At 48.3% G+C, this 13,179-nt stretch carries 10 protein-coding genes and 9 tRNA genes; 16 read left to right on the top strand and 3 right to left on the bottom strand.

Annotated elements, in window-relative coordinates:
• Positions 1-4 precede the first annotated feature (4 nt).
• Positions 5-607, top strand: a complete 603-nt coding sequence (locus VOA_RS05575; RefSeq protein WP_000725011.1) for an XTP/dITP diphosphatase — start codon at positions 5-7, stop codon at positions 605-607.
• Entirely contained in the window at positions 601-1,776 is a 1,176-nt protein-coding gene (hemW, locus tag VOA_RS05570; protein ID WP_000957336.1) for a radical SAM family heme chaperone HemW, read from the top strand. Before VOA_RS05575 ends, hemW begins: the two co-directional genes overlap by 7 nt.
• Positions 1,777-1,814: 38 nt before the next feature.
• Here hemW and glsB read toward each other — a convergent pair whose 3' ends face one another.
• A complete protein-coding gene (glsB, locus tag VOA_RS05565; RefSeq protein WP_000805049.1) occupies positions 1,815-2,735 on the bottom strand; it encodes a glutaminase B in 921 nt (306 codons plus the stop codon).
• Positions 2,736-2,845: 110 nt separating this feature from the next.
• On the bottom strand, positions 2,846-3,565 hold the full coding sequence (gene trmB / locus VOA_RS05560) for a tRNA (guanosine(46)-N7)-methyltransferase TrmB (RefSeq protein WP_000005579.1): 720 nt from the start codon (positions 3,563-3,565) through the stop codon (positions 2,846-2,848).
• A 239-nt stretch (positions 3,566-3,804) separates the two neighbouring features.
• On the opposite strand from trmB, the gene mutY reads away from it, so the two are divergent.
• From mutY to VOA_RS05495, 13 genes are all read left to right on the top strand, one after another.
• A complete protein-coding gene (gene mutY, locus VOA_RS05555; protein ID WP_000187371.1) occupies positions 3,805-4,866 on the top strand; it encodes an A/G-specific adenine glycosylase in 1,062 nt (353 codons plus the stop codon).
• 13 nt (positions 4,867-4,879) lie between these two features.
• A complete protein-coding gene (locus VOA_RS05550; protein ID WP_000124738.1) occupies positions 4,880-5,152 on the top strand; it encodes an oxidative damage protection protein in 273 nt (90 codons plus the stop codon).
• A gap of 101 nt (positions 5,153-5,253) precedes the next feature.
• Positions 5,254-6,381, top strand: a complete 1,128-nt coding sequence (gene mltC, locus VOA_RS05545) for a membrane-bound lytic murein transglycosylase MltC (protein ID WP_001230176.1) — start codon at positions 5,254-5,256, stop codon at positions 6,379-6,381.
• A 109-nt stretch (positions 6,382-6,490) separates the two neighbouring features.
• Positions 6,491-6,566: transfer RNA gene (locus VOA_RS05540), tRNA-Phe, on the top strand.
• Between the two features lie 48 nt (positions 6,567-6,614).
• Positions 6,615-6,690, top strand: a tRNA-Thr gene (locus tag VOA_RS05535).
• 10 nt (positions 6,691-6,700) lie between these two features.
• Positions 6,701-6,776 (top strand) — tRNA-Phe (locus VOA_RS05530).
• A gap of 37 nt (positions 6,777-6,813) precedes the next feature.
• Positions 6,814-6,889 (top strand) — tRNA-Asn (locus tag VOA_RS05525).
• A gap of 255 nt (positions 6,890-7,144) precedes the next feature.
• Positions 7,145-8,770: a methyl-accepting chemotaxis protein gene (locus VOA_RS05520; protein ID WP_000769915.1), complete on the top strand. Its 1,626-nt coding sequence runs from the start codon at positions 7,145-7,147 to the stop codon at positions 8,768-8,770.
• Between the two features lie 413 nt (positions 8,771-9,183).
• A tRNA-Phe gene (locus VOA_RS05515) sits at positions 9,184-9,259 on the top strand.
• 41 nt (positions 9,260-9,300) lie between these two features.
• A tRNA-Thr gene (locus tag VOA_RS05510) sits at positions 9,301-9,376 on the top strand.
• A 15-nt stretch (positions 9,377-9,391) separates the two neighbouring features.
• A tRNA-Asn gene (locus VOA_RS05505) sits at positions 9,392-9,467 on the top strand.
• 28 nt (positions 9,468-9,495) lie between these two features.
• Positions 9,496-9,571: transfer RNA gene (locus VOA_RS05500), tRNA-Thr, on the top strand.
• Between the two features lie 14 nt (positions 9,572-9,585).
• A tRNA-Asn gene (locus tag VOA_RS05495) sits at positions 9,586-9,661 on the top strand.
• Positions 9,662-9,815: 154 nt separating this feature from the next.
• Here VOA_RS05495 and djlA read toward each other — a convergent pair.
• Positions 9,816-10,670: a co-chaperone DjlA gene (gene djlA / locus VOA_RS05490; RefSeq protein WP_000546924.1), complete on the bottom strand. Its 855-nt coding sequence runs from the start codon at positions 10,668-10,670 to the stop codon at positions 9,816-9,818.
• A gap of 158 nt (positions 10,671-10,828) precedes the next feature.
• Here djlA and lptD point away from each other — a divergent pair, with 158 nt between their 5' ends.
• Positions 10,829-13,171, top strand: a complete 2,343-nt coding sequence (lptD, locus tag VOA_RS05485) for an LPS assembly protein LptD (protein WP_001277597.1) — start codon at positions 10,829-10,831, stop codon at positions 13,169-13,171.
• Positions 13,172-13,179 lie beyond the last annotated feature (8 nt).

Raw genomic sequence — 13,179 nt, forward strand, 5'->3', positions numbered from 1 at the left:
CAGCATGAAAAAGATCGTTTTAGCCACGGGCAATCAAGGCAAAGTGCGTGAAATGGCGGACCTATTGTCCGATTTTGGGTTTGATGTCGTCGCACAAAGCGAATTCAACGTCCCTGAAGCGGCAGAAACAGGCACCACTTTTATTGAAAATGCGATCATCAAGGCACGTCATGCCGCGCAAATTACTGGCTTACCGGCGATTGCCGATGATTCCGGTTTGGAAGTGGATTACCTAAACGGTGCGCCGGGCATCTATTCTGCGCGCTACGCGGGCGAGCATGCCAGCGACGGCGACAATCTCAAGAAGCTACTAGTGGCGATGCAAGATGTGCCAGACGAACAGCGCAGCGCGCGTTTTCACTGTGTGCTAGTGTTGATGCGCCACGCGGATGACCCAACGCCTATCGTTTGCCACGGCAAGTGGGAAGGCAAAATCCTCACCGCACCACACGGCAGTAATGGCTTTGGTTACGATCCGATTTTCTGGGTTCCGGAAGAAAACTGCGCTTCTGCTGAGCTAGAACCAGTACGCAAAAAACAGCTTTCACACCGCGGCAAAGCCCTGCAAAAACTGTTCAAAGCGATTGAAGAGCAGCGTACATGCTAACGCCTCCACCGCTTAGCTTATACATTCATATTCCGTGGTGCGTGCAGAAATGCCCGTACTGCGATTTCAACTCGCACGCGCAGAAAGGCGAGATTCCTGAGCAAGAGTATTTGGATGCACTGCTGGAAGATCTGGATCGCGACATCGAACGTTACCAGCTTAAGGACGACCCGCGCCTGCTGCACTCAATCTTTATTGGCGGCGGTACACCAAGCCTTATCTCTGCTGAAGGTATCGCGCGTTTGCTGCAAGGCGTTGCCGAGCGTATTACGTTTAAGCCAGACATTGAAATCACCATGGAAGCCAATCCCGGCACGATTGAAGCACAGCGTTTTGCTGGCTATCGCACCGCTGGGGTCACGCGCATTTCGATTGGTGTGCAGAGTTTTGAGCCAGAAAAATTAGCGCGTTTAGGACGCATCCACGGCCAGCAAGAAGCGGTGCGCGCCGCACAGTTAGCACATCAAATTGGCCTCAACAGCTTTAATTTGGATTTGATGCACGGTCTACCGGATCAAACACCCGAGCAAGCGCTAGCCGATTTGGATCAGGCGATCGCGCTGAATCCGCCGCATCTCTCTTGGTATCAACTGACGATTGAACCCAACACGCTGTTTTACTCGAAACCGCCTAAGCTGCCAGATGAAGATGCGCTATGGGATATTTTCGAACTCGGACATCAAAAGCTCAGTGATGCAGGGTATGTGCAGTATGAGATTTCTGGCTATAGCAAGCCGGGCTATCAATGTCAGCACAACCTCAACTATTGGCGCTTTGGTGATTACCTCGGGATTGGCTGCGGTGCGCACGGCAAACTGAGCTTTGCTGATGGGCGAATTGTCCGCACCACCAAAACCAAGCATCCGCGCGGCTACTTGGCTGCGTTGAACAATCTGGCCAAAGCCTACTTGGATAGCGAGCAGTTGGTTGCCGATCAAGACAAGCCGTTTGAGTTCTTTATGAACCGCTTCCGCTTGATTGAACCGTGCCCGAAAGCCGATTTTACCGCCACCACGGGACTGGCGATTGAAGTGATCCGTCCAACCTTAGATTGGGCGCTCAGTGAAGGTTATCTCAGTGAAGATGATCAGCATTGGCAAATTACTGAGAAGGGCAAACTGTTCCTCAATGATCTGCTCGAAGCCTTTATGGCCGATGATGAAGAATAAGAAAGAGGCGCGTGCGCCTCTTTCTTTTTATTTTTAGCTTAAAAAATCGAACGACCAATCCGCTGCGCTAAAAGCTCTAACGCGCGAGTCCCCGCGAGCGAGTTACCCGATTGATCCAGTGCGGGGGACCACACTGCAATCGTCATTTCTCCCGGCACCACAGCAATAATCCCACCGCCAACACCTGATTTTCCGGGCATACCAACTCGATAGGCAAACTCTCCTGCCCCATCATACAAGCCGCACGTGGCGAGTAAGGCATTGGTTTGTTTGCTTTGGGTTGGCGTGATCACCGTTTCGCCCGTCACCACAGAAACACCTTTGTTGGCCAGATAGCTGAAGGTTTTCGCCAGCTCAACACAGCTCATTTTCAATGCGCAGGCGTGAAAATAGTTGTGCAGTACCGGAATAACCTCATTGTGGAAATTGCCAAAAGAACGCATCAAATAGGCAATCGCCGCGTTGCGATCACTGTGCATCATCTCCGATGCTGCCACGACTTTGTCATAAGCAATGAGCGGCTCACCGCTGAGTTGGCGTACAAACTCCAACAAACGCTGGCGAGGTGCAGAAAGGCGACTTTGCAGCATATCGCACACCACAATCGCGCCCGCATTGATAAATGGATTACGCGGAATTCCCTGCTCCATTTCAAGCTGAATCAATGAGTTAAACGCTTGGCCGGAAGGCTCTTTACCCACGCGACTCCACAGTTCATCCGGCTGATACAAGCCCATCGCGAGCGTCAAGCTCAGCACTTTAGAGATCGATTGAATCGAAAAACCTTCCTGTGCATCGCCAGCCGTGATCACTTCTCCTTGATTAGTGAACACGGCGATGCCCAATTTTTCACTCGGTACTTTGGCGAGTGCGGGAATGTAATCTGCTACGTTGCCTTTGCTAGTGAGTGGGCGAACTTCGTCAAGAATACTGGCTAAAATGTCTGCTGTTGGCTTCATGGTTGACTCTTTATTATTAGTTTGTCTCAAGCTACTTCAGCTTATCTGTAGCCTGAGGATTAGGGTCAAAAAAGCCAACATCAGATGTTGGCTTAAGCAAAATTCTCTCTTTACGCAGTGCGCTGGTACTTGATGTCCCACACGCCGTGGCCTAAACGGTGACCACGCTGCTCAAACTTGGTCAGTGGGCGCTCATCAGGGCGCGGGATGTAATCGCCATCAGCTGCCAAGTTAGCAAAACCGGGCGCTTGATTCATCACTTCAACCATGTGTTCTGCGTAGTTTTCCCAGTCAGTTGCCATATGGAATACACCGCTGCCGATAATCAGCTTCTGGCGTACCATTTCAGCAAATTCAAGCTGCACGATACGGCGCTTGTGGTGGCGTTTCTTATGCCAAGGATCTGGGAAGAACAATTGTAAAGTGTGCAGGCTGCTATCTGGGATCATGTGCGCAAATACTTCGACTGCGTCATGGCACATTACACGCAAGTTGGTCACACCCGCTTCACGCGCTGAAGCCAAACAAGCACCAACCCCTGGGCTGTGTACTTCAATGCCAAAGAAGTTTTTCTCAGGTGCGTTTTTCGCCATTTCAACCAAGGACGCGCCCATGCCAAAACCAATTTCCAGCACAACCGGATTATCGTTACCAAACACTTGTTGCCAATCCAACAGCTCTGGCTGGTAATCAATACCCATGGTTGGCCAGCACTCTTTCATTGCGGCTTCCTGGCCTTTGGTCAAACGACCTTCACGACGAACAAAGCTACGAATACGACGCAGCACTTTGCCATCTTCGGTATATTCCTGGGTGATGACTTCGCTCATTTCTATTGCCTGCACATTACTAAATCAGAGCGGGAATTATCCAAAGAATCGTCAACGGTGCAAGTGTTATTACTGACCGTTCACTATCCTGCCCTCAAACTCTTTGCCGCTGCCGCCAACACCGACACAGCTTCAAATAAGAAGAAAGAGAATATCCCCAATGTTTGTCGGTTTTACTTCACCACCAATCTGTGGTGCAATTTTGCTCCACTAGTTTAGACAATAATAATGAGCAAGTCGTGACTCCTTTTGCACAGGCCATCCTTACTTGGTATGACGCCTACGGCCGCAAAAACCTGCCGTGGCAACAAAATAAAAATGCGTATCGCGTTTGGTTATCGGAAATCATGTTACAGCAGACCCAAGTCGCGACCGTGATCCCCTACTTTGAACGCTTTTTAGCGCGCTTTCCGACCGTACACGCCCTCGCGGCAGCACCGCAAGATGAAGTGCTGCATTTCTGGACGGGGCTTGGCTACTACGCCAGAGCGCGCAATTTGCATAAAGCAGCGCAAATGGTTGTGAGTGAATATGGCGGCGAGTTTCCCACCGATTTAGAGCAGATGAATGCGCTACCCGGTGTTGGCCGTTCCACCGCGGCAGCCGTGCTCTCTTCTGTGTATAAAAAACCACACGCCATTTTGGATGGCAACGTGAAACGCACGTTAGCGCGCTGCTTTGCCGTTGAAGGTTGGCCGGGGCAAAAAAGTGTCGAAAACCAGCTTTGGCATTATGCAGAAATGCACACGCCAAGTGTGGATGTTGATAAATACAACCAAGCCATGATGGATATGGGCGCAATGATCTGCACTCGCAGTAAGCCCAAATGCAGCCTGTGCCCAGTAGAATCGTTTTGCCTTGCCAAGCAGCAAGGCAATCCCCAAGAGTATCCGGGCAAGAAACCGAAAACAGATAAACCCGTCAAAGCCACTTGGTTTGTCATGCTCTATCACGACAATGCCGTCTGGCTTGAGCAGCGCCCGCAAAGTGGAATTTGGGGCGGTTTATACTGCTTCCCACAGTCAGAGATCGCCAATATTCAAACCACCATAGATCAGCGCGCCATCGGTGATAGCACAATAACATCGCAGAAAACCCTGATCGCATTTCGCCACACCTTTAGCCACTATCATCTCGATATCACGCCGATTTTGCTGCAATTAAGCCGCAAACCGGACATCGTCATGGAAGGGAGCAAAGGTCTTTGGTATAACTTAAGCCAACCCGATGAGATTGGTCTCGCAGCACCAGTGAAACAACTGTTGCACAGCTTACCTTTCGACATTGATAGCCACATTTAAAGAGGAAGAGTGAATGGCTCGCACCGTATTTTGTACCCGATTGCAGAAAGAAGCCGATGGCTTGGATTTCCAACTCTATCCCGGAGAACTGGGCAAACGCATTTTCGACAACATCTGCAAAGAAGCTTGGGCACAATGGCAGACCAAACAGACCATGCTGATCAATGAAAAAAAGCTCAACATGATGGATCCTGAGCACCGCAAATTGCTGGAGCAAGAAATGGTGAACTTCCTGTTTGAAGGTAAAGAAGTCCATATCGAAGGTTATACACCGCCTGCAAAGTAGGAAATTTCGGATTTCATCTGCTTGCAAAAAATGACATCATGCCGCTGGGTTATGATGTCATTTTCGTATCAGGAGTAGCGAAAGCTCGCTTTAGGAGGCGCATGAGAAAGTTAGTGTTATGTATCACCGCTCTATTATTGAGTGGCTGTAGTCGTGAATTTATCGAGAAAATTTACGATGTTGATTACGAGCCCACTAACCGTTTCGCCAAGAACTTAGCCGAATTACCTGGACAGTTTCAGAAAGACACCGCCGCACTGGATGCATTAATCAACAGCTTCTCCGGCAATATCGAAAAACGTTGGGGACGCCGCGAGCTAAAAATCGCTGGCAAAAATAACTACGTCAAATACATAGATAACTACCTAAGCCGCTCTGAAGTCAACTTCACCGAAGGTCGAATCATAGTAGAAACTGTTTCACCTATCGATCCTAAAGCCCATTTACGCAATGCGATCATCACCACCTTACTGACTCCCGATGATCCCGCGCACGTCGATCTTTTCTCCTCAAAAGACATTGAACTCAAAGGCCAACCCTTTTTGTATCAGCAGGTACTCGATCAAGATGGTCAGCCAATCCAGTGGTCATGGCGCGCTAACCGTTACGCCGATTACCTCATCGCTAACCATTTGAAAGTGAAGCAAGTCGATTTCAAGAAAGCCTATTACGTCGAAATCCCCATGGTCAAAGATCAAATCGACATCCGTGGCTACAAATACGCCAGTATCGTGCGTAAAGCCTCTCGCAAATACGATATCCCGGAAGATCTGATCTACGCGATCATCAAAACCGAAAGCAGTTTCAACCCCTATGCGGTGAGTTGGGCCAACGCTTATGGCTTAATGCAAGTGGTGCCTAAAACCGCGGGACGGGATGTGTTCAAGCTGGTCAAAAACCGCTCTGGCGAACCCAGCCCCGAGTATCTGTTTAACCCAGAAAACAACATTGATACCGGTACGGCCTATTTTTACATCCTGAAAAATCGCTATTTGAAAGAGGTCCGCCACCCCACATCTCTCGAATACAGCATGATTTCTGCCTATAACGGCGGCACTGGCGGAGTGTTGAGTACCTTTAGCAGTGATCGTCAACGCGCCATGCGTGACCTTAATGCCCTGCAACCTAACCAAGTGTATTGGGCGTTAACCAAAAAACATCCGAATGCGGAAGCGCGTCGTTATCTGGAAAAAGTGACCAAATTTAAGAAGGAATTTAACGCGGGATAACAAAAAACCCGCAGTTTGCTGAAAATAACGGCAATCAAACTGATTTTTCGAAATATTTCAAAAAACAGGTTGACGGGGAAAGGGAAAATCCGTTTAATAGCGCTCCGTTGCCCGGATAGCTCAGTCGGTAGAGCAGAGGATTGAAAATCCTCGTGTCGGTGGTTCGATTCCGCCTCCGGGCACCACGAATTTTAGATTGTTGGTGTAAGACACAAACAGCAAAGGTTACGTGTGCCGGCTTAGCTCAGTAGGTAGAGCAACTGACTTGTAATCAGTAGGTCGCCAGTTCGATTCCGGCAGCCGGCACCACTTAAAATTTGCCTCGATAGCTCAGTCGGTAGAGCAGAGGATTGAAAATCCTCGTGTCGGTGGTTCGATTCCGCCTCGAGGCACCACTATTAAAAGTTGTGCCATAGACACAATAAAAATTGTTCCTCCTTAGCTCAGTCGGTAGAGCGACGGACTGTTAATCCGCAGGTCGCTGGTTCGAGCCCAGCAGGAGGAGCCACTTTTAGAAACCCAGTCATTGACTGGGTTTTTCTTTATCTGCATTTTGGATTTCGCTTCTCACTTCCCAAACATCCCGCCTCACTTAACTCATCGTTTTCACCTCTTCTTTTTTATTTCGAGGCAAAAATTTAATCCAACTCATACTTTCACACTTACTTCGTATCAATAAATAAGCAAGCTCATTACTATCTCGCCGACATCAAACCGTCACAAAAATTTAATCTGCTTACACCTTCCCCATAGGGTTCAAACTATGAAATTAAAAACCCAAGCTTATTTATTATCTGCCATCATTCTCGCCGCTCTTCTCGCGCTAACCGCGACCGGGCTGTGGACGTTACGTGTGGCCAGCAATCTCGATAACAAAGCGCGTGTAACCGAGCTGTTTAATAGTGCCTACAGTATTTTGACTGAGGTAGAGAAGCTGGCTCAAGAAGGCAAAATGTCGGAGCCAGAAGCCAAAGCGCTCGCCACCCGCCTAATGCGCAACAATCTCTACAAAGATAATGAATATGTGTATGTGGCAGATGAAAATATGACTTTCGTGGCGACGCCGCTCGACCCACAACTGCACGACACCAGTTTTCACGATTTTAAAGATGGTAAAGGCAATAGTGTGGGCCGCTTAATTCAAGATGTGCTGCGTCATCAATCGGGCAAGTTAGTGGAATATACGTGGACACAAAAGCAAGCAGATGGCTCGATTGAAGAAAAGCTCTCGATCGCGCGCAAAACGCCACACTGGGGCTGGGTTGTCGGCACGGGTATTGGTTTTAACGAAGTGAATGCGCGTTTTTGGTCTACCGCGCAATGGCAACTAAGCTTATGTGTGGTGATCGCCGTTGCGATTTTATCTCTGTTACTGGTCGCGATTCGTAAAATACTGCTGATTATCGGCGGTGAACCCAATGAGGTACGCAGCGCAGTACAAGCGGTGGCACAAGGCCGCATTCGTCGTGAATTTGCGATAAAAGCCCCTAAAGAGAGTATTTATGGTGCAGTGCAGCAGATGAGCAGCTCACTTGCAGACTTGGTGGCTAAGCTTGAGCAATCCATGGTTGCTTTACGTTCTGAATTAGCCGGCGCAGGTACTCGTGCCAAAAGCATTGCCGAATTAACGGATAGCCAGCAGCAATCTACCGCCATGATTGCCACTGCAATGACCGAAATGGCCTCTTCAGCGAACCAAGTCGCCGATTCTGCGCGTGATACCGCATTCAACACCGATCAAGCGGATCAGCAAAGCCAGCATACGCAAAAGCTCATCCACAACACGGTAAGCAATATTCAAGGCTTGGCGACCCAATTACAAACTGCGAGCACCGCGGTTGCCGATCTGGATCTGGATGTCAAAAACATCGCTAAAGTACTGGATGTGATTGGTGATATTGCAGAGCAAACCAATTTACTGGCGCTGAATGCCGCAATTGAAGCGGCACGCGCTGGCGAGCAAGGGCGCGGTTTTGCCGTCGTGGCTGATGAAGTGCGTAACTTAGCGGGCCGCACGCAAACCAGTACCAAAGAGATCCAGCAGATGATCCACAATTTGCAGGAAGGGTCGCGTAATGCGATTCAAACCATCCAGATTTGTGGGCAAACCAGTCAAAGCAGTGTGCAAGAGTCAGAAAATGCCGCTTCTGCGCTGGCATTGATTGTCAGCGCACTCGAAAGCGTCTCTTCGATGAGCCATCAAATAGCCACGGCGGCCGCTGAGCAAACCCAAGTCAGCGATGATATTGCTCGCCGAATCAATATGATTGAAGAAAGTGGCTCAAAACTGAGCCGAGTGGTGATGGAGAGCCACAATAGTACGCAAACTCTCACCAAACTCGCCCGCGAGTTAGAACAGTGGGCTGCGCATTTTGAGGTCACTCGTTAAGCATACTTTCAGTTCAGTGATCGCAAAACGTTTCACTGAACTGATGGGTTACCCGTCGTTATGATACCCAAACTTCTTGACGTTGCCTGTCGTCAGCCAGTGCATTCATCCCATGAGCCTACCTACTCCATGATTGGATGAATACACTTAACCAACACGGCTGCAGCTTCAAGTAGGAAGGGTATAACTGAAAATATTTATCAAGCAGGTATTTTTACGTACTTTGTGATTTTCTGGCTACGCTTAAAACTCTCTATTTCACTGAGCGTGTGGGTCTTGTGGTTCATTTAGCGATATTTTGGCAAACGAAATGGACAAAAACAGGCCATTAAGTATAGAAAAACAACAAACGATATTTTTTTTAGATTTTCATGTTGACGACCACCACGAAAAACCTTTTAATACACCCCGTCGCCCGGATAGCTCAGTCGGTAGAGCAGAGGATTGAAAATCCTCGTGTCGGTGGTTCGATTCCGCCTCCGGGCACCACAATTTTGATTGTTGGTGCTTGCACGAACAATAACAAATGTGCCGACTTAGCTCAGTAGGTAGAGCAACTGACTTGTAATCAGTAGGTCACCAGTTCGATTCCGGTAGTCGGCACCATTAAAAAAGAATAATTCCTCCTTAGCTCAGTCGGTAGAGCGACGGACTGTTAATCCGCAGGTCGCTGGTTCAAGTCCAGCAGGAGGAGCCAATTTCTCACTTGCCTTGCAAGTAGATTTGCCGACTTAGCTCAGTAGGTAGAGCAACTGACTTGTAATCAGTAGGTCACCAGTTCGATTCCGGTAGTCGGCACCATTAAAAAGAATAATTCCTCCTTAGCTCAGTCGGTAGAGCGACGGACTGTTAATCCGCAGGTCGCTGGTTCAAGTCCAGCAGGAGGAGCCACTTTTAGAAACCCAGTCTATGACTGGGTTTTGTTTTATCTGTCGAAAGTGTTATCTATCGAAAACCGCCCCACTCTAATTGCTCTTTTGCCTGCAAAAGAAAGGCAAACGGTTAAGTTTGCCTTAGAAAAGCTAAGCGCATAATGACGATGAGCTTACTTAATGCCTTTCTCCTTTCGGATCAGCTCATAAGCGTGTTGGATTTGCTGAGATTTTTCTTTCGCGACGTTCATCATCTCTGGCGGTAAACCTTTCGCCATCAGCTTATCTGGGTGGTGCTCATTCATCAGCTTACGATAAGCTCGCTTCACCTCTTGCGCACTCGCACTTTCGCTCACCCCAAGCACTTCGTAGGCATCGGCCAATTGATGGCGTGATGAAGGCTGCTGCCATTGCTGCCCACTATGGGATTGCTGCTGCGAACCACCAAAGCCACCACCTTGTTGAAATCGAAACGCCGCTTCCTGCATCCGTAAACGGCGCTCTAACTGCTCGGAAGAAAAACCAAGCCCACGCGCAATACGATGCAGTACTTGACGCTCACTCGGGTGCACATCCCCATCAGCAAACGCGGAAGAGACTTGCAGCTCAAGGAAAAACTGTAGCAGGTCAAAACGCCCGCCCGTGGCGATTTTCACGCGCTCTAACACTTGCTCTAGAGGAAAATCGCTTTCTTTCCCGTCACGAAACGCATCTTGTGCAGCACGTTTTTGCTCTAGGGTCAGGTTCATGCGATCCATCATGATGGTCGCGAGTTGGATCTCTTCTTTGGTGACTTGACCCTTGGCTTTTGCTACATGCCCCATCACCGAAAATGCGGATTTAAAAAACTCCTCTTGGCGCTCCGCTTGGCTAGGGCCTGCACCAAATGTACCACTTTGAAAGCCAGCCTGATTCAAACGACGCGCCTTATCAAACTGGTGGCCAAGGAAGATCCCAAAGATTGCGCCAAAAGGGCCACCAAATAGGAAGCCAAAAAAAGCGCCAAGAATTTTGCCAAAAATATGCATTATGTGCTCTCAATCTATGAATTTTTCTGGAGTGAAGCGGTCTGATAGTGGCGCAAGCGTCAATTTCCTTTATGATAAGGACCGTTTATATTTCAGGCTCCTAAGTTCGGAATCCATCAAGTTCAACAGGCCACAAGTTCAACAGGATGTACAACCCCATGTCATGCTTTTCCCGCACGTTTTTAGCCGCTTCGATTAGCGCTGCACTCTTTGCACCTCAGATACAAGCAGAAGCGAGTGTGGATGACAATCGCGCTCAATTACCTAATGGTGAGCAGTGTTTAGTCAACCAGCCTGAGCCTACTAATCCCGGCCAACAGCCTATCAATGTCGAAGCGGATAAGCTAGAGGCAATCAATGGGCAGAAGGCGACCTATTCGGGGAATGTCGTTGTCGTGCAAGGTAAGAAACGCATTGCTGCGGATAACGTGACTTTGCATCAACAAGAAAATGTGGTTGTCGCTGAAGGTAATGTTCAGTTCAGTGATGGTGAGATAAAAACACACTCCACCAAAGCGACCAACCATCTTAATACCGATGAAATGACGCTAGAAAATACTCGCTACCAGTTTTTGTGTGAACCGGGCCGTGGTGAAGCGGTGTATGTTTCGAAAACGGGCAAAGCCGTGTATGAAATTGAAGATGGCTCCATCACCTCATGTCCTGATGGTGATAATGCATGGCGGATGCGTGCTTCCAGCATTGATGTGGATCAGAATGAAGAGATTGCGACCTTCTACAATCCGCGTCTTGAAGTGCAAAACGTACCTGTGTTCTATCTCCCCTATTTGACTGTGCCAATCGGTGATACGCGTAAAACTGGTTTTCTATACCCGACGGCCTCTTACGGCTCACGAAATGGCTATTCGTTTGAAGTACCAATCTATTGGAACTTGGCACCCCAATATGACTTAGAAACTACCTTCAACTACATGCAAAAGCGCGGTACACAACTCAATAGTGTGTTCCGTTATCTGACCGATTTTGGTGCGGGTCAAATCAAATCTGAATATCTTGCCGACGATCAGCTGCACACTGAATTAGGCGATCGCTGGGCATTCCAATATGAGCATAACGGTATTTTCCAACAAGCTTGGAAATTTGAAATCGACTACTCAAAAGTCAGCGATATCAACTATTTCTCTGACTTAGATTCGGGAGTCGGTAATCGTGAAGATGGACAACTTATCCAAGAAGGGCGCGCCACTTACCGTAGCGACAATTGGGATTCTGCGCTGTTGGTGCGGGATTTCCAACTGCTAACCGACAACCCCTCTAGCTCCAACTTACCATATCGGTTAATGCCCCAGCTCACCTACAACTACTATGCGCCAGAGGCGATGAAGTATCTGGATCTTGACCTTGTCAGCCATGTCTCGCGCTTTGAAACCGATGCAAGAGGCAAACCCTCAGCAACTCGAGTACATATTGAACCTGGGCTAAAAATTCCGTTCAGCAACACTTGGGGCAACTGGACAACCGAAGCACGAGTCTTGGGCACCTACTATCAACAAGATCTTGATAAGGCCACAGATGCCAAACTGGAAGAGAGTGTGACACGCGTTATCCCTGAGATTCGCAGTGTAGCAGGCATTGTGCTTGAACGAGATACGGTACTGCTTGATGACTACACTCAGACCCTTGAACCCAAAATTCAATATCTCTACGTGCCAGAAAAATATCAGGACAATATTGGTCTGTATGATTCCACTTTGCTGCAAACCGACTACTACGGGCTATTCCGTAGTCGCAAATACAGCGGCGTAGACCGAATTGAGTCCGCCAACCAAGTCAGCTACGGTGCATCGACTCGTTTCTTTGATAGCAACTATAAAGAGCGCCTCAATATCGCGTTTGGTCAAATTTTCTATCTGGACAGCAAGCTCAATCCGTCCAATAAAAATCCAGACAGCACATCAGATAAAACCAGCTATTCCGCTTGGGCCGTTGAGATGGACTTTAACTTTGCTGACTATCTGTTCTACCACGGCGGCATTCAATACGACATCGATAGCCAAGCCGTTCAACTTGGCAACAGTACATTAGAATATCGAGTCGCCAGCGGTTATATCCAAGCTAACTACCGCTATGTTGCTAAGGATTACATTCGCAATACCGTCGGCGACAGCATTACCAATATTGATGACATTACCCGAGACGGTATTTCACAAGCGGGCATTTTGGCGGGTTACCAGTTGAGTCGTAAATGGTCGGCTAGCGGTCAATATTACTATGATCTGACCACAGACGAGGCGTTAGAGTGGCTGGCTAATCTGACTTACACCTCAGATTGTTGGTATATAGGCTTTACTTATAGCAATCAGTTAAAAGACTGGAAGATAAAACGAACTTTTGAAAACCCAATCTATGAGAATAACTTCAGCTTTAACATCGGGATTATTGGTTTTGGCACCAGCATTGGCGCAGGCTCAAGCATGACAGGTGTCGATAGCGCAGGTAACTCACTCGGTTATGGTCGCCCATTCTTCCTGAATAACTAATTCACCTA

This window comes from Vibrio sp. RC586, from assembly GCF_000176715.1.
Classification (GTDB): Bacteria; Pseudomonadota; Gammaproteobacteria; order Enterobacterales; family Vibrionaceae; genus Vibrio.